Annotated in this window: 20 protein-coding genes and 1 pseudogene; 10 read left to right on the top strand and 11 right to left on the bottom strand. The window is 74.1% G+C overall.

The window, feature by feature from the left end; translation table 11 throughout:
- Positions 1-337: 337 nt before the first annotated feature.
- Complete coding sequence (locus ACH4OA_RS33110) at positions 338-1,585, top strand: ROK family protein (protein ID WP_397939392.1); 1,248 nt, start codon at positions 338-340, stop codon at positions 1,583-1,585.
- 211 nt (positions 1,586-1,796) lie between these two features.
- Here ACH4OA_RS33110 and ACH4OA_RS33105 read toward each other — a convergent pair whose 3' ends face one another.
- The 6 genes and pseudogenes from ACH4OA_RS33105 to ACH4OA_RS33080 all read right to left on the bottom strand — a co-directional run bounded on the left by ACH4OA_RS33105 (position 1,797) and on the right by ACH4OA_RS33080 (position 5,886).
- A complete protein-coding gene (locus ACH4OA_RS33105) occupies positions 1,797-2,708 on the bottom strand; it encodes a phosphotriesterase (protein ID WP_397973089.1) in 912 nt (303 codons plus the stop codon).
- Positions 2,705-3,301, bottom strand: coding sequence for a DUF4865 family protein (locus ACH4OA_RS33100; RefSeq protein ID WP_397973086.1), 597 nt, complete (start codon positions 3,299-3,301; stop codon positions 2,705-2,707). Before ACH4OA_RS33100 ends, ACH4OA_RS33105 begins: the two co-directional genes overlap by 4 nt.
- Before the next feature lie 15 nt (positions 3,302-3,316).
- Positions 3,317-3,466, bottom strand: a complete 150-nt coding sequence (locus ACH4OA_RS33095; protein ID WP_397973084.1) for a hypothetical protein — start codon at positions 3,464-3,466, stop codon at positions 3,317-3,319.
- 5 nt (positions 3,467-3,471) lie between these two features.
- A complete protein-coding gene (locus ACH4OA_RS33090) occupies positions 3,472-4,047 on the bottom strand; it encodes a TetR/AcrR family transcriptional regulator (RefSeq protein WP_397973081.1) in 576 nt (191 codons plus the stop codon).
- Positions 4,048-4,555: 508 nt separating this feature from the next.
- Positions 4,556-4,976: pseudogene (locus tag ACH4OA_RS33085) on the bottom strand (ATP-binding protein); the annotation flags it as partial.
- Between the two features lie 586 nt (positions 4,977-5,562).
- Positions 5,563-5,886 (bottom strand): hypothetical protein, encoded by a 324-nt coding sequence (locus ACH4OA_RS33080; RefSeq protein WP_365880539.1) that lies wholly within the window; start codon positions 5,884-5,886, stop codon positions 5,563-5,565.
- Positions 5,887-6,184: 298 nt separating this feature from the next.
- On the opposite strand from ACH4OA_RS33080, the gene ACH4OA_RS33075 reads away from it, so the two are divergent.
- From ACH4OA_RS33075 to ACH4OA_RS33050, 6 genes are all read left to right on the top strand, one after another.
- Positions 6,185-7,309 (top strand): PLP-dependent cysteine synthase family protein, encoded by a 1,125-nt coding sequence (locus ACH4OA_RS33075; RefSeq protein WP_397973079.1) that lies wholly within the window; start codon positions 6,185-6,187, stop codon positions 7,307-7,309.
- Positions 7,310-7,577: 268 nt separating this feature from the next.
- A complete protein-coding gene (locus ACH4OA_RS33070; protein WP_397939383.1) occupies positions 7,578-8,780 on the top strand; it encodes an ATP-binding protein in 1,203 nt (400 codons plus the stop codon).
- Positions 8,777-9,178, top strand: coding sequence for a roadblock/LC7 domain-containing protein (locus ACH4OA_RS33065; protein ID WP_365880545.1), 402 nt, complete (start codon positions 8,777-8,779; stop codon positions 9,176-9,178). The genes ACH4OA_RS33070 and ACH4OA_RS33065 overlap by 4 nt, the downstream gene beginning before the upstream one ends.
- Positions 9,175-9,549 (top strand): DUF742 domain-containing protein, encoded by a 375-nt coding sequence (locus ACH4OA_RS33060; protein ID WP_365880547.1) that lies wholly within the window; start codon positions 9,175-9,177, stop codon positions 9,547-9,549. Before ACH4OA_RS33065 ends, ACH4OA_RS33060 begins: the two co-directional genes overlap by 4 nt.
- Entirely contained in the window at positions 9,524-10,126 is a 603-nt protein-coding gene (locus tag ACH4OA_RS33055) for a GTP-binding protein (protein WP_397939381.1), read from the top strand. The genes ACH4OA_RS33060 and ACH4OA_RS33055 overlap by 26 nt, the downstream gene beginning before the upstream one ends.
- A gap of 53 nt (positions 10,127-10,179) precedes the next feature.
- Complete coding sequence (locus ACH4OA_RS33050) at positions 10,180-11,523, top strand: cytochrome P450 (RefSeq protein ID WP_397973076.1); 1,344 nt, start codon at positions 10,180-10,182, stop codon at positions 11,521-11,523.
- An 82-nt stretch (positions 11,524-11,605) separates the two neighbouring features.
- Here the strand turns inward: ACH4OA_RS33050 and ACH4OA_RS33045 are convergent, their stop codons facing one another.
- Positions 11,606-12,430 (bottom strand): DeoR/GlpR family DNA-binding transcription regulator, encoded by an 825-nt coding sequence (locus ACH4OA_RS33045; protein ID WP_365880553.1) that lies wholly within the window; start codon positions 12,428-12,430, stop codon positions 11,606-11,608.
- Positions 12,431-12,820: 390 nt separating this feature from the next.
- Between ACH4OA_RS33045 and ACH4OA_RS33040 the strand changes: the two genes are divergently transcribed.
- Together ACH4OA_RS33040 and ACH4OA_RS33035 are read left to right on the top strand one after the other, a co-directional pair.
- Positions 12,821-15,238 carry a hypothetical protein gene (locus ACH4OA_RS33040; protein WP_397973074.1) on the top strand — a complete coding sequence of 806 codons (2,418 nt, stop codon included), beginning with the start codon at positions 12,821-12,823 and terminating at the stop codon, positions 15,236-15,238.
- Positions 15,239-15,397: 159 nt separating this feature from the next.
- Positions 15,398-15,826 carry a nuclear transport factor 2 family protein gene (locus tag ACH4OA_RS33035; protein ID WP_397939375.1) on the top strand — a complete coding sequence of 143 codons (429 nt, stop codon included), beginning with the start codon at positions 15,398-15,400 and terminating at the stop codon, positions 15,824-15,826.
- Positions 15,827-15,891: 65 nt separating this feature from the next.
- Here the strand turns inward: ACH4OA_RS33035 and ACH4OA_RS33030 are convergent, their stop codons facing one another.
- From ACH4OA_RS33030 to ACH4OA_RS33015, 4 genes are all read right to left on the bottom strand, one after another.
- On the bottom strand, positions 15,892-18,330 hold the full coding sequence (locus ACH4OA_RS33030) for a right-handed parallel beta-helix repeat-containing protein (RefSeq protein WP_397973071.1): 2,439 nt from the start codon (positions 18,328-18,330) through the stop codon (positions 15,892-15,894).
- A 204-nt stretch (positions 18,331-18,534) separates the two neighbouring features.
- Complete coding sequence (locus ACH4OA_RS33025) at positions 18,535-19,140, bottom strand: hypothetical protein (protein WP_365881402.1); 606 nt, start codon at positions 19,138-19,140, stop codon at positions 18,535-18,537.
- A 168-nt stretch (positions 19,141-19,308) separates the two neighbouring features.
- Positions 19,309-20,169 carry an MOSC domain-containing protein gene (locus ACH4OA_RS33020; RefSeq protein WP_397973068.1) on the bottom strand — a complete coding sequence of 287 codons (861 nt, stop codon included), beginning with the start codon at positions 20,167-20,169 and terminating at the stop codon, positions 19,309-19,311.
- A 42-nt stretch (positions 20,170-20,211) separates the two neighbouring features.
- The gene (locus ACH4OA_RS33015) at positions 20,212-20,670 is read right to left on the bottom strand and encodes a DUF6643 family protein (RefSeq protein WP_365881398.1); all 459 of its coding nucleotides are present in this window, start codon (positions 20,668-20,670) and stop codon (positions 20,212-20,214) included.
- Between the two features lie 310 nt (positions 20,671-20,980).
- Between ACH4OA_RS33015 and ACH4OA_RS33010 the strand changes: the two genes are divergently transcribed.
- Positions 20,981-22,261 carry a TerD family protein gene (locus ACH4OA_RS33010; protein WP_397973099.1) on the top strand — a complete coding sequence of 427 codons (1,281 nt, stop codon included), beginning with the start codon at positions 20,981-20,983 and terminating at the stop codon, positions 22,259-22,261.
- The last annotated feature ends 37 nt before the right edge of the window (positions 22,262-22,298 follow it).

Here is a 22,298-nt window from a genome sequence, read left to right as displayed (position 1 = left end):
CACCCCCCAGGTCATCCGATCGACAGGGGGCAACAGTCATGCCGGGCCCGGAGGCCAGCGGCCCTCTTGCAGGACCGCGAAGAAGATAACGGGGCCGTTCGGCGCCGACGGCGCCCGGACCCGGGCCGTACCGCGTCGTGCGGCCGCGCGGCGGCGGTTCGTTCGGCTTCGGCGGCCCCTCGCGGCCCGCCCGCCAGTGGGGTGCCGCGCGTACGCCCGGGCGCTGCGTCGGCGCCGGACCCGCCGCACCGGACGGCCGCGTCCCGCCCTCCCGGTGAGCGGCCGGGTGCGGGCGGCACCGGTCGGCCCGGGTGCGGATCATGGGAGACTCGCCCTCATGAACGGCAAGGCGGAACCCCGGACACCGGGGGAGAGGACCACCTCGAGGGCGCGGCTGGACCGGGGCCGCGGAGCCCTCGGGCCCGCGCTGGAGCTGGTGCACACCGGACGCGCGCCGACCCGGGCCGTGCTCACCGCCGAACTCGGCGTCACCCGGGCCACGGCCGGCGCGGTCGCCGCCGAGCTGGAGGCGCTCGGCCTGATCCGGGTGGACGCCCGGCCCGGCTCCGCGGCCGGCTCCCAGGGGCGCCCCTCGCACCGGCTGGAGGTCGCCGAGGACGGGCCGGTGGTGCTCGCGGCCCAGATCCACGCCGACGGCTTCCGGGCCGCGCTGGTCGGGCTCGGCGGGCGGATCGTGGCGACCGCGCCCGGCTGCGAGACCGTCGACGCCGACCCGGCCCAGGTGCTCGGCAGCGTCGTGGAGGCGGGCGCGCGGCTGCTGCGCGACACCGGCCGGCGCTGCGTCGGCGCCGGACTCGCCGTGCCGTCCGCCGTCGCCGAGCCCGACGGCCTGGCCCTCAACCCGCTGCACCTGGCCTGGCCCGTCGGCGCGCCCGTCCGCCGGACCTTCGCGGAGTGCGTGCGCGCCGCCGGTCTCGCCGGGCCCGCGTTCACCGGCAACGACGTCAACCTCGTCGCGCTCGCCGAGCACCGGCACGGCGCCGGCCGGGGCGCGCGGCACCTGCTGTGCGTGGCCACCGGACACCGCGGTGTCGGCGGCGCGCTGGTCCTGGACGGCCGTCTGCACACCGGCAGTTCGGGCCTCGCCCTGGAGGTCGGCCACCTCACGGTCAACCCCGAGGGCCGCCCTTGCCACTGCGGCGGCCGGGGCTGCCTGGACGTGGAGGCCGACCCGCTGGCCCTCCTCATGGAGGCCGGCCGCGACCCCGGCCCCGAGGTGTCACTGCTCCGGCAGGCCGGCGACCTGCTGCGCACCCAGTACGACGACCCGGCCGTCCGCAGGGCGGCCGAGGCCCTCATCGACCGCCTCGGCCTCGGGCTGGCCGGCCTGGTCAACATCCTCAACCCGGACCGCATCATCCTCGGCGGCCTGCACCGCACCCTGCTGGAAGCGGACCCCGGCCGGCTGCGCGCGGTCGTCGCGGACCGCAGCCTGTGGGGCCAGAGCGGGGGCGTACCCATCCTGCCGTGCACCCTGGACCACAGCAGCCTGGTCGGCGCGGCGGAACTGGCCTGGCAGCCGGTACTGGACGACCCGCTGTCGGCGCTGACCGAGAGCGAGTGAGCCGAGTCCGGCGGGTCGGGAGGCCCGGCGGGTCGGGAGCGGACCCCGCAGGGAGTCCGCCGGCACCGGAGGGGCTCCCCTCGACCATGGTCGCTCCGGCCGCGGCGGCCGTTCGGCGCGGCCGACGGTACGGCGCGACAGGACCTCCAGCCGGCCGGCGCCCCGGCTGTGCCGAGGACCCGGACACAGCCGAACCGTCTACCGGAATTGCTCACCTCCAGTCGGCGGCGAACGCCCGCCCCGGGTGCTCGGTGAGTATCCGCTCCACCAGTTCCCCGCCCACCGCCACCGCCAGCCGCTGCCGCACCCGGCGGAGCAGGTACGGCATACCGGGCCCGCCGTCGACCGAACGCGCCCCGGCGGTCACCGTGTCCCCGCCGAGCAGCAGCCGGTCCCCGAACCCCGCCTCGGCCAGGGCCCGTACGGCCTCCGGCATCCGCCAGTCGGCGGCGTGGTGGGCGCGGGACGGCCCGTCGAAGGCCAGCCAGCAGCCTGCCGCGGCGGCCTCCTGGTGCACCACCGGGTCGGGGAAGCGGTTCAGGTGCCCCAGGATCACCCGCTCCCCGGGCACGCTCAACTCTCCGCACAACAGGTCCAGTACGTCCAGCGCACCGGTGCCCAGCTCCAGGTGTACGGCGATCGGCGCGCCGGTGGCGTGATGCGCCTCGGCCGCCGCCGTCATCGTCCGGCGGGCGTGCGCGTCGAGCCCGTGGAAACCGCCCGCCACCTTGATCAGACCGGCCCGGACCCCGGATGTCCCGATACCATCGGTGAGTTCGCGGACGAACAGCCCGGCCAGCGCCGCGCCACTCAGCCGCTCCAGCAGCTCCGGCTCGTAATGGGCGGCTTGATGCATCCCGGTGGCGCAGACGATCCGCACGCCGGCCGCCCGGGACAACGCGGGCAGGTCCGCCGCCCGCCGTCCCATGCCGTACGGCGTCCACTGCACGACGGCCGTTCCGCCCGCCGCGCGGAACGCCGCCAGCTCGGCCCGCGCGGCGGACACGTCGTCCAGTTCCTGCCCCGGCAGCAGCGGGCTGCGCAGGAAGAGGTGGTCGTGCGCGTCGCACACCCCCAGCTCCGCGGGCGGGATGTCACCGAGGACCGTACGGACGTGCCTCACCACTGCCTCCCGTGCGCGAGCCGGTCCCGGCCGGGCGCGGACAGGTGCAGCACCTCGAAGAGATCGCCGTCGGCCTTCGGGGCGTCGTGCTCCCAGAGACCCTGCTCCCAGAGGGAGAAGTGCACCAGCTCCCAGGCGTGCGTGTCCACGGCCGCCGCCGCGAGCACGGCGCCGTCCGCCGCCAGCTGCCCGGTCTCCTCCACCGCGTCCGCCATGAAGGACGCCAACTCCACTCCGTCCGGGACCGGTTGCCGCCGGCGGACGGCGAACGCGGGCGCGGCGGCGCTCGCGGCACCCTCCTCGAAGGCCAGACCGGTCCACTGCCGGACCGCCGGCCGCCCGAAGTCGTCGACGGGTCCCCGGAAGGCGCCGCCCCACAGGAACCGGTTCATGCCCTCCAGCGTGTTCCACAGGTAGAACGGCCCGTACTGGTTCACCGGCGAACCGTTCACTCCCCGCTCGCGCATCAGGTACGTCTTGACGCCCAGGCCGTCCCAGTCGTCCAGCAGGTGCCCGACGCGGGCGACCCGGGACCGGACGATGCCCATGTCGTAATCGGCGGGCAGGGTGAACTCGTACTGCATCGCGTGCACTTCGCGCTTCCCTTCTCAGGCGGGGTGGTCGGCCACGTGTGCGTGACACTCGGTCGTGGTGCCGTCCGCGGCGGTCTCCATGACCACCAGGCGGGTCATGAAGGCGCCCGGCACGTTCTCCGCCGGGCCCCGCCGGGTGCCGGGACGCTGTCGGGTGAGGCGCACGCGACTCAGTTCTCCTGTCCGGGAGTCCGGGGGGCGAGCAGGGCGAGCAGGCCGCGTACGCCGGCGTCGAAGGCGGCGGGGGAGCCGGACGCGCGGGCGAGGACGTAGCCGCCTTGGACGGTGGCGAGGACGGCGGCGCCGATCTCCGCGCCGTCCAGCTCCGGTGCGAACTGCCCCTCGCTCTTGCCCTCTTCGACGATCGCCGCGATCCGGTCCCGGATCGCGGCGATCGTCGCGTCGACCGGTGCGCGCAGCTCCTCGCTCGCGATCACGTCCGGGTCCATGGTCAGCCGGCCGACCGGGCAGCCGCGCAGCACATCGCGCTCGCGCAGCAGATACGCCTCGATGCGCTCGTACGGCGTGCCCGGCCCGCCGAGCACGGCCTCGGCGGTGGCCCGGAGTTCCTCGGCGGTGCGCCGGATCGCCGCCAGGGCGAGGTCCGGCTTGCCCTTGAAGTGGTGGTACATGCTGCCCTGGCCGGCTCCGGCGCGCTCCAGGATCGCCTTCGGGCTGGTACCCACGTACCCGCGCTCCCACAGCAGCTCACGGGCGGATTCGATCAGTCGTTCCGGGGTGCTCATGCGGGTACTGTACATACTAGTAGTTACAGAATGCCAGTCCGCGCCGTCGTCGGGGCGGGATGGGGTGGGTGGGGGCACACGGGCATCCCGGGCTCCTCGCCAGGAGTCCGGGACGGAGAAGCGCGCCCGCAGGGTCAGCCGCGAACGGCCGACCCGGCGGGCGCGGGTGTCCCGACCGCAGGGGAGGCGGACCCTGCGGCGGGAGTCGGGGAGGCGGAGCCTGTGGTGAGAGTAGGGGAGACGGGGCCTGCGGTGGGAGTCGGGGAGACGGGTTGCAAGGCGGGCGCGACGGGAGGTCCGGCCGTCATCGCCGCCGCCCCGGCCACGCTCGCCGCGACGGCCGTCTCCACCGGAACACCGGCCCGGCCGCCCACCGCTGCCCCGGCCCCGGCCGGTATCCCGGCGGCCCCCGCGGCGGCGGAGACCTCCGTCACCACGCCCGCCGCGACGGGCACCGGCGTCGGCGCCGGCCGTGCCGCGCTCCGCACGGTCACGACCGGATGGGTGCGCGCCGCCGCCGGAGCCGGCAGCGTGAACCACACGACCTTGCCGTTCTCGCCGTCCGGCCGCGCGCCCCAGCTCTCGCTCACCGCGGCCACCATCGCCAGACCACGCCCGCAGGTGGCCAGCGGGGTGGCGTCCGGCGGATCCGCGGTGTCGACCGGCACGGGAAGGCGGGGGTCGTGGTCGCGCACCGAGACCGTGAGGCGGTCCGGCAGCAGCTCCAGCTCGACGGTGCACGACTTGTCGGGCCGCGCGTGCCGGTGGACGTTGCTCAGCAGCTCCGTCACGCCGAGCGCGGCCCGGTCGATCAACGAGTCCAGATGCCAGTAGCGCAACTGCGCAGATACGATTCTGCGGACCTGGCCGATCCGCGACGGCAGGGCTTGGAGCTCCACCGTGCAGTACCTGCTTGGATGACTGATCACGGCTGCGACTCCCCTGTGAGGTCCGGAGGAACCGGAGGAACACGGAGAACAACGGGTCCAGCAGGGTGCTTGCGTCCAAACGTCCGCCTGCTGTCCTGGCCGGCGGGCTGGTTCGCAGCGTTATCGCCGGTAAACCCAGAGTGAAGTGAGACCAGCGTGACGCAGCGGGCGCGCTCCCGCAACTCGCCGCGACGGCGCGGTGACGATACGCGTCCGCGCCACGCCCGCCCACCGTCGAGGTCACGCCCGTCCGGCCGACCGCGGTGGAACCGGACCGACTGTGGTGGCACCGGACCGACCTCGATGGTGACGCGCCGGCGCCGACCGCACCGGCGCCGCACTGACCGCGGTGGCCCGCACCGGTCGCCCATGCGCCGCATCGACCGCGATGGTGCCGCACCGAGCGCGATGGCGGCGTGCCGACTGCGACGGTGCCGCACCGCCGCCACTCCCGCACCGCACCGGCCACAACGGCACCGCGCCGCTGCCACGGCGGCGCCGCTTCCACGGCGATCCGCTTCGGCGCCCCCCGCTGCCACGGCGAAGCCGCTTCGCTCCGCTCCGCGCGGCCGCCGCGTTCCGCCGTTCAGCCGCCGCGTCCGGCCGCCCGGCGCACCGCCTCGACGAAGCGCCGTGCCGCGGGCGGCCCGGACCGGTCCGGCACCGGGTCCCGCTGGCCCAGGGTCAGCAGGTACCGCGTGCCGTTCAGGTCGGCCAGCGCCCGGTCGTCGGACACGAACCAGGGCGTGGAGGCGCGCACCGCCCGCAGCGGCGCGCTGTCGATCTCGCTGCCGTAGCTGGTGAGCAACTGGAGCCTGCCGTCGCTGATCCGGACCTGTCCGGCCCGGGTGAGCGAGCGCAGCCGTCTGCCGATCCGCACGCCTGTGGCCGTGAACTCCGGCTCCGCCATGTCTCGCCGCCCCCTCGCGGTGTTCCCGTCGTTGCGTGTGCGCCCCCGTTCGGGACGGACCGTCCCGTCGCGTGCAGTCTGCCTCTGTACGGCGTGGAGCACCAGTGCGCGCGGGCGGCGCACGACAGCCGTACGGAGCACCAGGACGGGTCCGCCGGCTCGCACGTGTGTGCCCCAGCGGGTCTTTGGGCCGCCCAAAGATGCGTTTATGCAGGTGGGAACGTGTGCGAAAGGTGCCTATGCTCGATCTGCCGGCCCGCGCCAGGCGCCGTCGGCGACCAGCGTAAGGAGCCCCGCCGTGAGCACCCCACCCCAGACCAGGACCGGCGCCACCCTCGATGTGGACCGCAGTGACCCCGCCTACCGCGACTGGCTGAAAGAAGCCGTTCGCAAGGTCCAGGCCGACGCCAACCGGTCGGCGGACACGCACCTGCTGCGCTTCCCGCTGCCCGAGCGGTGGGGTATCGACCTCTATCTGAAGGACGAGTCCACCCATCCCACCGGCAGCCTCAAGCACCGGCTGGCCCGCTCCCTGTTCCTGTATGGCCTGTGCAACGGCTGGATCCGGCCGGGCCGTCCGGTGATCGAGGCGTCCAGCGGTTCGACGGCGGTCTCCGAGGCGTACTTCGCGAAGCTGATCGGCGTACCGTTCATCGCGGTCATGCCGCGCACGACCAGCGCCGAGAAGTGCCGTCTCATCGAGTTCCACGGCGGCCGGTGCCACTTCGTGGACGACTCCCGGAAGATGTACGAGGAGTCCGCCCGGCTGGCGGCGGAGACCGGCGGCCACTACATGGACCAGTTCACCTACGCCGAGCGGGCCACGGACTGGCGGGGCAACAACAACATCGCCGAATCCATCTTCCGCCAGCTTCGGCTGGAGCGGTTCCCGGAGCCGGCCTGGATCGTGGCCACGGCGGGCACCGGCGGCACCTCCGCGACCCTCGCCCGCTACGTCCACTACATGCAGTACGACACCCGGATCTGTGTCGCCGACCCGGACAACTCCTGTTTCTTCGCGGGCTGGACCACCGGCGACCCGGACGTCACCTGCGACTGCGGCTCACGGATCGAGGGCATCGGGCGGCCGCGTATGGAGCCCAGCTTCGTGCCCGGCGCGATCGACCGGATGATGAAGGTGCCGGACGCGGCGAGCGTCGCCGCCGTGCGGGCGCTGGAGGCGGCCCTCGGCCGCAAGGCGGGCGGCTCCACGGGCACCGGCCTGTGGAGCGCGCTGAGGATCGTGGCGGAGATGGTGGCCGGGGGCCGTACCGGCAGCGTGGTCACCCTGCTGTGCGACCCGGGCGACCGGTACCTCGACAAGTACTACTCGGACGCGTGGCTCGCGGAGCAGGGCCTGGACGTCACGCCGTACGCGGCGGCGATCGACGCGTTCCTGGCGACGGGGGCGTGGCCGGACTGAGGACGGGTACCGGACGGGCGTCCGGCCGGAAACGATCCGGTCACGTTCCGCCGCCGGCCGGCGCCCGACCGGCGGGTGACTAGGCTGTGTGGGTTTGGTGACGTCTCAAGTGGCGCTCTGGGCAAGCTGGTTGCCTGACTGCGGCTGATAAGATCATCGCACTTTTCAATGGACTGACGGCGTGTCATCAACGCGTCCGGGGGGCCAGTCTCGAAGGCACCATCGCGCTGCTCACATGTCCGGCGCGCTGCGACTTGAAGAGAGTCTCATGACGTCATTGTCCCGGGATCCACTGCTGTGGATCTTGCTGGTGGTGCTCGTCGCCGCGGTCCTCGCGGTGATGCGGGCCCGGAGAACCAACATGGCTCTCCGAAGAACGAGAAAGGAGCTGGAAGCCGGACTGGGCGAGGCCCGCGGTGACGCCGGCCGGCTGCACGCCCACGTCGCCGCGCTGACCGCGCAGCAGCAGCGCGACCTCGCCGACGTACGGGCGGACGCGGAGGCGGCGACCAAGGCGGTGCTGAAGTCCGCGATGGGCACGCTCCAGTCGCTGGCCGAAGAGCAGCAGGTGCTCCTCGACGACCTGCTGAAGAAGTACGGCGACACCACGGACGTCCTGGCCGACCTGATGACGATCGACCACACCGGCAGCCAGTTCAGCCGCCGCGCCAAGGGCATCTCCGTGCTCTGCGGCGGCTGGCTGGGCCGGCGCGACGGCTCCGCCACGGTCTACGACGTCGCCCGCAGCGCCCAGGGCCGGATCAAGGACTTCGACCGGGTCAGCGTCCACTCGCAGGTCAACGTCTCGCTCGCCGGCAAGGCGGTCGAACCGGTGGCCGTCGTCCTGGCCGAGCTGCTGGACAACGCCACGACCTACAGCGCGCCCGGAACACCGGTCGAGATCAACATCCAGAGCGTGCCGACCGGCGTGTGCTTCATCGTGGACGACGCCGGCCTCGGCATGGACCAGGAGACCAAGGACCGGGCGGCGGCCCTGCTGTCCGTGGACGGTCCCGTCGACATCACCGGTCTCGGCGACCCGCCGCGGTTCGGCTTCGCCGTGTGCGGCATGCTCGCCGCCCGCTACGGCTTCGCCGTCTCCGTCGGTTCCGTGTCCCCCTACGGCGGAGTGCGTGCAGTGATCCGTGTGCCCGAAAGCCTCCTCGCCGCCGAAGCCCCCGCCCCCGTGGCCGGCGCGCAGGACACCGCGGCCGTCGAGAGCGCGCCCCAGCGCCTGGCACCGGTCCCGGTCGTGGGCCCCTCGCACGTGGTGGGCACGACCTCGGGCGGCCTGCCCAAACGCCGTCGGCGCGGCGGCCCCGTCACCGTGGTCCCCGCCCTCGACAGCACCGATCAGGAGGGGACGCCCGAACCGGCCAGCGAGGTGACGGCCTCGCGGCTCGGGGCGTTCGCCCGCGGCACACACCTCGGTCGCACCACGAACACCACGGAAGGATCTGACGACCAGTGAAGACCGACCTGTCCTGGGTGCTGAACGACGTGCTGGAGGTGCGTGGCGCCCGGCACGCGATCCTCGTCTCGGGCGACGGCCTGCTGCTGCAGCGCTCGGACGACATCGGGCGGGACGACGCCGAGACGAACGCGGCCGCGATGAGTTCCATGCAGTCGCTCAGCCGCGCCGTCGCGGGCTTCGTGGGAGCGGGACACGGCATCTGGAAGCAGACGCTGCTGGAGTACGACGGCGGCTGGATCTTCCTGATCGCCGCCGGCCAGGGCTCGTACCTCGCCGTCTCCGCCGCGCTGGACGTCGACATGGAGGCCATGTCCTTCCGCATGCAGAAGACGGTGTCCGCCCTGAGCAAGGCGATGAGTGTCGCGCCGCGCTCGGACCACGGTGCCGGCGCATGACGACACCCGGCGAGGAAGCCTCGGTCACCAGCGACTTCGTCCGCTCCTACGTCATCACCGGCGGCCGCACGCTGCCGGACGCGGACGAGCTGGCCCTGCACACCCTGGTCACGCTGGCTCCCGAGCGGACGCCTCCGCTCGGAGCCGGCCCCGAGGTGATGGCGATCTGGAACCTGTGCGCGGGCGGCTACCTGTCGGTCGCCGAGGTGGCCGGCCACGTGGGACTGCCGGTGGGCGTGGCCCGGCTGCTGCTGACCGATTTAGCGGAGCAAGGCCATCTGCTGCGCCGCGCCGAGCCGCCCCGGGCTCAGAACGTTGACAGAGCGACCCTGGAGAAGGTTCTGAATGGACTCCAATCCCTCATCGGCTGAGACGGCCCCTGGATCCATCTACGTCTCCAGCGCGGTGACCAACGCCGCCAAGATCCTGGTCGTCGGCCACTTCGCGGTGGGCAAGACGACCTTCATCGGCTCGCTGTCGGAGATCACTCCGCTGCGCACCGAGGAGAAGATGACCCAGGCGTCACTCCACGTGGACGACCTCAGGGGAGTGACCGACAAGACCACCACCACCGTGGCCCTGGACTTCGGCCGTCTGACGCTCAGCGACGACCTCGTGCTGTACCTGTTCGGCACGCCCGGACAGCAGCGCTTCATGCAGCTGTGGGAGGACATGGCCCGCGGCGCGCTGGGCGCGCTGCTCCTGGTCGATCCCGCCCGGCTGGAGGAGACCTTCCCCGTCATCGACCTCATCGAGCGCTACGGCCTGGAGTACGCCATCGCGGTCAACAGCTTCGAGGCGGGCACGGCGTACGCGGAGGCGGAGGTGCGCGAGGCCCTCGACCTCCTCCCGGACACCCCCGTCGTCTACTGCGACGCCCGTGACCGGCAGTCCTCCGCCCGCGCGCTGATCGCGCTCGTGCGGCATCTGCTCGCCCGAGCCGCCTGACACCCCCGTTCGCCCGGACCCCTCGGCCCGGAGCCACCAGAAGGAACACCCCCATGGACCGCCAGTCAGCCCCCGCCGGGGCCAGATGCCCCCTGTACGACCCCGAGTTCGCCGCCGACCCGCAGCAGGTCTACGACCGGCTGCGCGCCCAGGGCCCGGCCGGACCGGTGGAACTCGCGCCCGGCGTCGACGCCACCCTGGTCGTCGGCCACGAGATGGCGCTGCGCGTGCTGCAGAACACCACGCTCTTCGCCCGGGACGCCCGCCGCTGGAAGGCGCTCAACGAAGGACGGATCGGGCCGGACAACCCGGTGCTGCCGATGATGGCGTACCGGCCCAACTGCCTGTTCACCGACGGCGCCGTGCACCTGCGGCTGCGCAAGGCCGTCACGGAGAGCCTGGCCCGGCTGAACATGACCCGGGTCCGCCGCGACGTCGAGCCCCTCGCCGACTACCTCATCGACCAGTTCAGCGAGCGCGGCCGGGCCGACCTCCTCAACGACTACGCCAAGCTGCTGCCGCTGCTGCTGTTCAACAAGCTCTTCGGCTGCCCCGCCGACATCGGCGACACCCTCACCAGCGCCATGTCGGCGATGTTCGACGGCAACGACGCCCAGCGCGCCAACGAGGACATCTCCGCCTGCCTCATGGAGCTGATCGCCCTCAAGCGGCGCCGGCCCGGCGACGACGTCACCTCCTGGCTGATCCAGCACCCCGCCGGACTGACCGACGAGGAACTCAAGGACCAGCTCGTCATCCTCATCGGCGCCGGCGTCGAACCCGAGCGCAACCTGATCGGCAGCGCGCTGCTCCTGCTGCTGTCACCCGGCGCGACCGGACGCGACTCCGGGATGCTGATCGAGGAGGCGATCGACCATGTGCTGTGGAACCAGACGCCCATCGCCAACTACGCCACCCACTACCCGGTCCAGGACGTGGACCTCGGCGGAGTGGTGGCCGAGGCGGGCACCCCGGTCGTGATCAGCTTCGCCGCCGCCAACAGCGATCCGGCGCTGGCCGAGGCCCGCCGGACCCACAGCAAGGGCGCCCACCTGGGCTGGGGAGCCGGCCCGCACGCCTGCCCGGCCAAGGACCCGGCGCAGGTCATCGCCGTCACCGCGGTCGAGAAGATCCTCAACGCGCTGCCCGACCTGACCCTGGCCGCCCACGAGAAGGAACTCCAGTGGCGGCCGGGCCCGTTCCACCGGGCGCTGGTCGCGCTGCCCGTGACCTTCAGCCCCACCCCGGCCACCCGGATGACCTCCGCGCTGCGCGGCCGTGGCGTCCCGGCCGCCGGGGAGCAGCCGCCGCCCACCGCGCCGGCGTCCGCCGCACGCCAGGAAACCGCCAGGAAGAAGGGCTTCTGGAGCAGCTTCCTCGACATCTTCCGGGTCTGACGCGCCTGCCCCGGGTCCCGGCGCCGGTCACGGAGTGGGCCCCCGCTCCCCGGCCGGCGCACGGCCGCGCTCCGACGACCCGTCAGGCGCCCTCTTCCTCCGGCTCGCCCGCCACGATCACCCGCAGCTGCTCGGAGATCTCCGCGCGCGCCTCGGCGGGCACCCCCGCGTCGGTCACCAGCGTGTCCACCTGGTCCAGCGTGGCGAAGGAACTCAGGCCCACCGTGCCCCACTTGGTGTGGTCGGCGACCACCACGACCCGGCGCGCGGAGTGCACCAGACGCCGGTTGGTCTCGGCCTCCGCGAGGTTCGGCGTGGACAGACCGGCCTCCAGCGATATGCCGTGCACGCCCAGGAAGAGCAGGTCGAAGTGGAGCGCGGCGATCGCCTGATCGGCCACCGGTCCCACCAGCGAGTCCGACGGAGTGCGCACCCCGCCGGTCAGCACCACCGTGGCCGCCCCCTGCCGCTGCCCCGAGGTGCGCTGCGCCGCGTGGAAGACGTCCGCGACCCGCACCGAGTTCGTCACCACGGTCAGGTCGGGGACCTCCAGCAGATGCCGCGCGAGCGCGTACGTCGTCGTACCGCCGGACAGGGCGATCGCCGCGCCCGGGGCCACCAGGCGGGCCGCGGCGCGCGCGATCTCCTCCTTGGCGGTCGGCTCCAGCCCCGACTTCGCCTCGAACCCCGGCTCGTGCGTGCTCGCCTCGACCACCGGCACCGCACCGCCGTGCACCTTCTCCAGCATCCCCTGGCGGGCGAGCGCGTCCAGATCGCGGCGGACGGTCATGTCCGAGACGCCCAGCTTGCGGGTCAGTTCGTTGACCCGTACCCCGCCCCGGCGCCGGACCTCGTCCAGGATCAGGGCGCGGCGCTGCTCCGCGAGGAGGTTCTGATTCTCGCTCACGTACGCTCCGGTCCTTTCGCCGCCAACCGATCCGACACGCCCGGCGCACCGGCTCCCACCAGGAACGTCCACCCGTCGGGCGGTGCGCGGGCGTCCCATCTTTCCACGGCGCCGCCCCAAACGCGTCACCGCCCGCCGGACCGTCCGCCGTGACCCGCGTTCGAGGAGATTCCGTGACGACGGGTGCGCGCGGCCCCCGGACCGGAGATCCTGACACCCGCACCACACAAGACGTCGGGGCGTCACGGGGGATGTGCGAGAACAGTGGAACGCGCGCAGGACCGCCCAGCGGGGCGGCACGGGGACCGGTCCGCAGACCACCGGCGGCACGAGGGCCGGCCCGGGGACGGCGACGAGGGGTACGGGGGCCACGGGGACCACGCGGGCGAGGTGGACCGTACGGCCGGGCGGCCGGGGCGGTCGGAGACCGATCTGGAACTGCTGGTGCACGGAGTCGGCGGCACCACGCCCGACGCCATGCTCGGCGACCCGCGCACGGTCCGGGTCGCGGGCGACGACACCGCCGCCGTCTTCCGGCGCACCGCGGACGCCGAGGACCCCAAGGACGCCGGAGACACCAAGGACGCCGGGGGCGCCCCGGCCGGGCGGGAGTCCCGCGACGGCCCGGTGCAGGAGGCGTACGTCTGGTGCAACCTGACCTCCGGTGACGGCAGCCGCGCGCTGTGGCTGTTGCTGCTGCCGTTCATGGTCGTCAACCTGGCCCACTGGATGCGTCCCGCCGCCTCGGACCGGCCCCGCACCGTCCGGCTCTACGGCCTCCTGGTACGGCTGGCCGCCCTCACCCTGACCGTGCTCCTGGTCGCCGCCGTCTGCGAGGTCGCCCTGGACCTGGTGGCCTGGCAGTGCGCGGGCGTCCCGGCGTGCGCCCGACGCCACTCATGGCTGGGCTTCCTGGCACCCTCGGCCCCCGGCGCACCCGCCGGGTCCGGCGGCTGGTGGAGCGCGCCGGGCCGCCGGCTGGCCCTCGCCGCGGTGCTGCCGGTCGCGCTGACCGCGCTGCTGTGGTACCTCTCGCACCGCACCTGGGCCGCCTACGAGTCCCAGCAGCCGGTGTCCGCACCGGAACCCGGCCCGGACCCCGACGCGCCCGGCCCGGACCCCGACGCATCCGCGCCGGACCCCGACGCCTCCGGGGCGGACCCGCACGTCAGCGCGCTGGCCCGGCCCGGCTTCTGGTACGGGCGCCGGCTGGTCTCCCGGCTGCGCGCGGCCCACACCGCGGCGGGACTGCTCACGGTGGCCGCGGCCGTCACCACCCCGGCCGCCCGCTTCGACCACCGGCCCGGCGGCCCCGAGATCCTGGACGCCCTCGGCTGGGCCCTGACCGCGGCCCTGCTCGGCTGGGCGCTGGTGGTGGTCTGGGTGGTCTGCCGCCGGGGCCGCAGCGAGCACCGGCTCGACCAGCGCCTCGACCGGCACCTCGTCCGCTCCCTCAAACTGGGCGCGCTCGCCCTGCTGCTGCTCGCCGCGGTCTACGCCGGCTGGTCCCGGCCCGGCTGGCGGTCCACCGGCCGGCTGCCCGGCGACCCGGCCTTCGGCGCCCTCATGCTGGCCCAGGTGCTGCTCGTCGTCGCCCTCGCCGCCGTCGCCCGGCTGCTGTACCGGCGCCGCCCCGACGCGCGCGCCGGGATGCGGGGCCTCGGCGGACCCGCCGTCGCCCTGCTCGCCTGCGCGCTGGGCGGGGTCATGTCCGGCGGTCTCGCCCAGCGCGTCGCCGACTGGCTGGACGGCACCCGCTCCCTGCTCACCGGACCGCCCGTGCTGCTGACCTGGCAGGCGTCCGCCATCCCGCTGTTCCTCGCGGTGCTGCTGCTCCTGGCCGTCCGGCTCGCCGCGCGCACCGCCCGGCTCGCCCGCGCCGAACGCGCCCGCGTGCGCCGCGAGCACCCCGGCGAACCCGAGGACCCGTCCCGCACCCGCGCCATCGCGCACGCCCGCGCCATGGCCACCCTCACCGACCGGATGCCCCTCGTCGTCGGCGTCCTGACCGCCACCACCCTCCTGCTCGGCGCCTTCTCCCTGGCCGGCGCCCTGAGCACCGGCGAGACGCCCGACGGCGCGGCCGACCGCACCCCCCACCTCGTCCGGGCCCTGGCCGAGACCTCCCAGGCGCTGGGTTCCTGGCTGGTCGGGGTCGGCTTCCTGCTCTTCGTGACCTGGGGCAGGCGGGCCTACAAGGACACCTCGGCCCGGCGCACCATCGGCATCCTGTGGGACGTCGGCACCTTCTGGCCGCGCGCAGCCCACCCCTTCGCGCCGCCCTGCTACGCCGAGCGCGCGGTGCCGGACCTGACCTGGCGCATGGTCACCTGGACCCGGCGCACCGGAGGCCGGCTGGTGCTGTCCGGGCACTCCCAGGGCAGCGTCCTCGCCGCCGCGGCGGCCTGGCAGCTCCCGCCGTCCGTGCGCGCCCGGGTCGCCCTGCTCACCTACGGCTCCCCGCTGGAGCGCCTGTACGGCCGCTGGTTCCCGGCGCACTTCGGCCCGCCGGCGCTCGCCGCCCTGCACCGCGACATCGCCTGCTGGCGCAACCTCTACCGCCGCACCGACCCCATCGGCGGCCCGGTCCACGTGTCCGACGGCACCACGCCGGACGTCGACCACGAGCCCCTGCCCGACCCGCGCGGCTACGGCCGCACCTCCGACCACCCGCTCCCGGCCCCGATCCTCGGCCACTCCGCCTATCCGTCGGACCCCGTCTTCACCCGCGAACGCGCACGCCTCCTCACCCGCCTGCGCCCCGGACTCCCCGGCCAGCGCCCGGACCCCGGCCGGCCGGATTCCTGACCGGCCGGGCTCCTGACGGACCGGACTCCCGGCCGACGGCGGGAGCGGGACGAGACCAGGAAAGTCGGCTAATCAAGTTTTACTAGTTGCGTAGAGCGGTATACGCTCTCGGCACGCGCCACTAGACAAACTTGACTAGCAAGCCCCGAAGGAGCCCGCATGACCCACCTGCCCGACACCGGATACACCCCGACCGCCGAGGACCGCGCCGGCCTGGACGCCTGGTTCGCGGAGTACGACGCGGCGAGCGGCCGGCGTGACGTCCCGCGGATGGCGGACATGGCGGTGTTCCCGCTCAACCTCGTCAGCGACGACTCCGCGGGCGACGGCCGGGCGGCGCAGTGGGACCGCGAGCGGTTCCTCGCGACCATGAGCGGGGTGATGGGCGAAGGGGACCAGGACATCACCTTCGAGTCCACCCGGACACCGGTGTTCCTGTCCTCCTCCATGGCCGTGGTCTTCACGGACTCCACCATGACCGCCGACGGCCACTCCCAGCGGCTCCGTTACGCCGACATCCTGCTCAGGCGCGACGGCGAGTGGGCGTTCCAGACCATGATCCAGCCCGGCTGGGGAGACAACCTGTAGCACCGGCGAACGGCCCGGGACATCCGCTCCCGGGCCGCTCGGGCCGCTCGGGCCGCTCGTGCCGCTCAGGGCAGCTCCGGCAGATCCTCCGCGTACAGCAGGGACAGGTCGTCGGTGCTGGGGTCGGGGAGCTGGGCGACGCGGCTGGCGTGCCGCTCCACCATCGCCTCGAACGTCTGCCGGGCCGTACGGCCGTTGCCGAACGCCGGACCCTTCGGCAGCGCCGTGAAGTACTTCAGCAGCGCCTCGGACGCGCCCGGCGCCAGCCGGTACTCGTGCTCGTCGGCCTGCTGCTCCACGATCCGCAGCAGCTCCTCGGGGCCGTAGTCGCCGAAGGTGATGGTGCGGGAGAAGCGGGACGCCACACCCGGGTTGACGGAGAGGAAACGCTCCATCTCCGCGGTGTACCCGGCGACGATCACCACCACCGCGTCCCGGTGGTCCTCCATCAGCTTCACGAGCGTGTCGATGGCCTCCCTGCCGAAGTCCCGCCCGGCGTCCTCCGGGGAGAGCGCGTACGCCTCGTCGACGAACAGCACACCGCCACGTGCCCGTTCGAAGGCGTCCTGGGTGCGGATCGCCGTGGAACCGATGTGCTCCCCGACCAGGTCGACCCGGGACACCTCGACCAGGTGGCCCTTCTCCAGCACGCCCAGCGAGGCGAGGATCTCGCCGTACAGCCGGGCGACCGTCGTCTTGCCGGTGCCCGGAGAGCCGGTGAAGACCAGATGCCGCTTGACCGAGGCGGCCTTCAGGCCCGCCAACTGCCGGCGCCGGCCCACCTCGATCATGTCGGTCAGCGCCCGCACCTCGCGCTTGACGCTCTCCAGGCCCACCAGCGCGTCCAGTTCGCCGAGCACGTCCTTCGACGTCCGCGCCGGCGGCACCGGCTCCACGGTGCCGCCGGACGGTTCCGGCTCCGCCGCCCGCTGCCCCGGGAACGCGCCGAGCAGACCGCCGGCCGGCGGCACCGTCTGCACGGCCGGCTCCGGCAGCGCGGGCGTCCGGGGCCCGCCGCTCTCGTCGCTGGTGCAGTCCTCCGCGACCGGACCCGTGCCGGAGCCGGCGTCCGGACCGCCGTCGGCGAACTCGTACCCCCCGCGCGCGCACCGCTCCGTACGGCATCTGCGCAGGGTGGTGCGGCAGCCGTCGATGATGTGGAAGCCGTAGCCGCCGCTGCCGGTGACCCGGCAGTGCAGGAAGCTGCCCCGGCCGCCCGCGGAGACGTAGAAACCGGCCTCGGCGGGCGAGTCGACGGTGCACCGCTCGACGGTCGGGTCGGCGCCCTTGGTGACGATCACCCCGGTCTGCGTGCCGTCCAGGGTGCAGTTGTTGAGCGTGCCGCCGCTGCCGTGGTCGCGGAACCAGGCGCCGGTGGCCGCGTCCCTGATCCGGCAGTCGTCCAGTTGCGCGGTCGCCCCGTCGCTCACCGACACGGCCGTGTTGCGCACCTGGGACAGGTCGCTGTCGACGACGTCCGCGCGGGAACCGCGGTCCAGGACGAACAGCGCGTCCGGCACGTCGTGCACCCGGCAGGAGTCGAGCACGGCGGTGGCCCCGTCGCTCACCCACACCGCCGGATAGTCACCGGTGCTGTCGAAAATCTCGCACTGGTTGGCGTCCACCCGGGTCCCCGGGTCCCACACCGACAGGCCGTTGCGCCCGAACCGGCGGACCGTCGTCCGGGTCAGCGTCAGCACCGAGCGCGAGCGCAGGTCGACCGCGTTCTCCGGGATGTCGTGCAGGCGGCAGTCGGCGAGCGTGAGCACCGCGTCGGTGTCCAGGGTGATCCCGTCGGCGGTGGTGCGGTGCACATCGCAGTCGGTCAGATGCGCGGTCGCCCGCTGGGTGACCTGCACCCCGGAGCCGCGCACCTCGTAGATCTCGCAGCCCACCGCCTCCAGCGCCGAGTTCTCGCCGGTCGCGGTGATCCCGGTGCCGGAGGCGTGGTGCACCCGGCAGCGCTCCAGACGCGGATGGGCGCCGCCGCGGACCGCCACGCCCGCCTGCCCGGCCGCGACGACCTCGCAGTCCTCGAACACCCCGCCGGCGCCGTCGAGCACGGCGATGCCGACACCGGCCGGATTGTCGACGGTGCACCGGCGCACGGTCGGACGGGCCCCGCCGCGCACCTCGATGCCGACGGCGGACCGCGTGACGATCCGCACGTCCATCAGCTCGGGCGTGCCGTCCTCCACCAGCAGCGCGGGCGCCGCCGCGTCCTGGCCCTCCACGTGCACGTCCTGCACCACGGCCGAGGCCCGCACGGTGAGCGGCACCCCGTCCGGGGGCGCGATCCGCACCGAGCCGGCCGAGCCCTCGGACCCGCGCAGGGTCACCGCCCGCTGGACGACGAGGTTCTCCCGGTAGGTGCCGGGGGCGATGGTGAGGACGTCGCCGTCGGCGGCGGCCTCCAGGGCGGCGGCGAGCGAAGCGTACTCACCCGTGCGGCGCCGCCACCGCGATGTACCGGTGTGCGTCACCTGGACCGTGCCCTGTGCCATGGCGTTGCTGTGCCCCCACCTCGTCGTCCTGATGGCCCGCCGCCCGTCGGCGCGCTGCCGCCGGTGTCCGGACCGCGGCCCTGCCCGGACCGCGACCGTGCCCGCCCGCGGGCGTGAGCGCGTTCGCGGGCCGGCGCCGACAGCGCTTCGGCCGGTCCACCGTAGCGCGTGCGTGCGGCCCGGCCGACCACGGCCGCGGGACCGTCAGCAGCCGGTGCCCGCCTTGCCCCAGTCCGGGCCCGCCCGCTCCCACGCCTGGTCCCAGCGCGCGTACCGCCGGCGGACCAGGCGCCACACGGTCAGCCGCCTGCCGGTCTCGACCAGGGCCGCGGTCAGCAGGGCCGCGCCGAGCCCCGCGAGCACCGCGTGGGTCATCGCCGTCGCGGAGTCCAGCGGGCGGGTCGTTATCCGGCCGCTCGGATCGGTCCAGAGCCGGAAACGGTCGCCCCGGTGCGGCGACTTCAGGTCCGAGAGGACCTGGCCGTGCCGCGCGGTGCCGTCCGGCCCGGTCCAGTACGCCAGCACCCGGCTGCGGGTCGTGCTCCCGGAGGCCGTCTCGGGGTCGACCTCCGGCAGCGCGCCGCCCGACTGCCGGACCACGGTGGCCGTGACGAGCCGGCGCGCGTGCTGCTGCTGCCGCGCCGACCGCTGCAGCGAGTCCTGGGCGGCGGACCCGGCCAGCCAGCCCGTCACCGGCGCGACCACGGCGATCAGCAGCAGCGCGACGAGGGCCGCCCACGCCTCGGCCAGATCGGTCGCACGGCGCAGCGGATTGCGCCGCCAGCGCCACAGCCCACTGAGGGCCCGCATGTCCCCACCCCCTTCCGGTCCGTCACCACCCCGCGGCGGCGCTCGTCCCGGACCGGACCGGGAGCAAGCGGCGTCATCCCCGCCGTGGTGACCGACGCACGCGGCGTCCCACGCATTGCTCACCGTCCCAACGACCGGGACCGCGCCCCGGGTTCCCGGCCCGGCGCATCAGGACCGGCCGGCCGCCAGGGCGTCGCTCTCGGCGGCGTCGAGCACGCGCACCGGGTCGCCGACGGTGAGGGTGCCGGGGGAGAGGGGAACGAGGTTCAGCCCGAACAGCAGCCTGCCGCCGGTGCGGCGGTGGCGTGCCAGGGTGTGCAGCGGTTCCCGGCCGCGCGCCGCGGTGTCCTGGTCGGTGGTGGTCACGACGCACCGGCCGCTCGGCCGGGCCGCCCGGAAGACCACCCCGCCGACGGAGATCCGTCTCCAGCGGTCCTCGGCCCAGGGCTCGGTGCCGGCGACGACGACGTTGGGCCGGAACCGGTTCATGGGCAGCGGGCCCTCGTGGGCGTACGGCCCGGCGGCTATCAGGGAGTTCAGCGCGTCGAGCGAGGCGGCCGTGGTGACCAGCAGCGGATAGCCGTCGGCGAAACTCACGGTCTCACCGGGCAGGGCGTACTCCGGGTCGACCGGGCGGCGGACGGCCGGGTCGTCCATGTGGACCAGGCGGACCTCGGCGCCCAGGAAAGCGCCGCACCAGGCGTGCGCGGCCGCGGCAGCCGGGACGCCCGCCACCTCCGTGCCGAACACGTGCACCGGCACGGTCGCCGCCGGCTCCGGCACCTCGACCGTCAGCGGCTCGCGGCCGGGCGCGGACAGCCGGACGCCGCCGCCGGCCAGAGGCTCGGCGGCGGTCAGCGCGAGGCGCGGCTGCTCGCGCTGTGTGACGACCTTTCCCCCGTTGTCGATCAGCGTCCAGCGCCGGTCACCGGCCAGGCCCCAGGGCTCCACCACGGCCGTCCGGGGCGACACCCCCCGCAACGCCTTGACCGGATGGACGTGGATCGACTGCACCGTGGCGTTTCCCATGCCGTCCATCGTGCCAGGCGGCACCGACAGCCGGGACGCGCCTCAGTAGCCGCGGTACTGCTGGTTGTTGTACGGGTCCTGGTAGGGAGCCGGCGCGGGCCGCGGCGCGGCCGGACGCATGGCCTCGTACCCGGCGCCCTGCGCCGTCGGCCGCTGCTGCTGCTGCGGGGCCTGCGGGCCGGGATAGCCGCGCGGGGCGCTCGCCTGCTGCGGGATGTACGCCGTGGGAGCCTGGTGCATCGCATGCACCGGTGTGGGCTGCTGGGTCTGCGGGTAGCCGTAGCCGTAGGCGGGAGGCTGCTGGGGTGCCGGGGCCGCCGGGAGGGCGGGCAGTGCCGACGGCAGGGCGGGCAGGGCGCTGCCCGTGTCGTAGGCGGCGGGGACCCGGATCGGGGCGATCTGCGGGGTGCCACGCTCGGCCACGAGCGAGTCGTAGATCGGGGTGTCCGGGAAGGAGGCGGAGTAGTAGCCGCCACCATAAGTGGAGCGGGGGGAGGTCATGGCACATAAGTTAAGCCCACGATGTGCTGGTTGGGGAGACCGATAAGACGGTTGTTTTCCGTGTCGTCGGGAGCCTGGTATCCCCAATCCGAGCGAACGCGGCAAAAAGGGACGCCAGGCAACGTTTGGATCGTGTAAAGGCCGAGTTCCTCCCGGGTTACCGGCGGTTGGCCGCCGATCTTCCTGTGCCGCTGCCGGACGCGCGCCGTCCCCGGGAATAGGTTGTGCGGGTAGGGACGGCACGGGCCCGCCACGGCCCGCGCCGGCAGGCGAACCCGCGAGCCGATACGCGATGGGGGCGGACATGTCCATGCCGAAAGGATCGAACACACCGGTGCCGGCCGCGGCGCTGCGCGTCGAAGTGAGCCGGGGCTCCGGACCCGGGGTGCCGGACGCCGACGCCTCGGCGCTGCTGCTCGTCTCCGGGAAGGTGCGCTCCGACGCGGACTTCGTCTTCTACAACCAGCCCGTCCACCCCTCCGGCGCGGTGCGCCACGAGGGCAAGCGGACGGCCGGCGGACGGGTCACCGAGACCCTGCTGGCCGACCTCCCGCGCGTGGAGGGCGCCATCGACCGGATCGTCCTCGCCGCCTCCGCCGACGGCGGCACGTTCGGACAGGTCCCGGACCTCCGCATCGAGGTGACCGACGCCGCCTCCGGCCAGGTGGTCGCCCGCTTCGACAGCACCGGCGCCACGGTGGAGACGGCCTACGTGCTCGGCGAGTTCTACCGCCGCCAGGGCGGCTGGAAGTTCCGGGCCGTCGGCCAGGGCTACGACAGCGGGCTCGAGGGACTGGCCACGGACTTCGGCATCACCGTGGACGAACCCCAGCACGCCGCACCACCGCCGGCCCCGGCCACCCCGCCGCCCTCCGCGACTCCGCCCGCCCCGCCGAGCCCCGCGACCGCGTCCGCCCCGCCGCCCTCTACAGTCCCGCCCGCCCCCGCCCCCGCCGCCCAGCCGGTCCGTCTGTCCAAGGTCACGCTGACGAAGGCGGCCCCGTCCGTCTCCCTGACCAAACAGGGCGGCACCTCCGGCGCGATGCGGGTGAACCTCAACTGGCAGTCCCGCACGCAGTCCACGGGCTGGGCCAGCCGCTGGGGCGGCCGGGGCAACGTCGACCTCGACCTGTGCGCCCTGTACGAACTCGCCGACGGCCGCAAGGGAGTCGTACAGGCCCTCGGCAACGCCTTCGGCTCGCTGAGCCGGCCGCCGTACATCCATCTCGACGGCGACGACCGCACCGGAGCCGTGGCGAGCGGCGAGAACCTCACCATCAACCTCGACCACCGGGACGACTTCCGGCGCATCCTCGTCTTCGTCACCGTCTACGAAGGCGCCCGCTCGTTCGCCGACCTGAACGCCACCGTCACCCTCCAGCCGCAGCACGGCGCGCCCATCGAGTTCTCCCTGGACGAGTGCACCGTCGCCTCCCCGGTCTGCGCCCTCGCCCTGATCACCCACACCGGCGACGACCTCGTCGTCCGGCGCGAGGCGCGCTATCTGGTACCGGAACGCGGATCGAGCCCGCAGCGGACCATAGACCGCGCCTACGGCTGGGGTATGAACTGGACACCGGGCCGCAAGTGACCGGGCCGGTCCGGCCGTGAGCCGGGAGGTGGTCGGG

The sequence above is a fragment of the Streptomyces sp. NPDC017095 genome, assembly GCF_044332325.1.
GTDB lineage: Bacteria > Actinomycetota > Actinomycetes > Streptomycetales > Streptomycetaceae > Streptomyces.
This window is presented reverse-complemented; position numbering and strand designations above follow the sequence as displayed.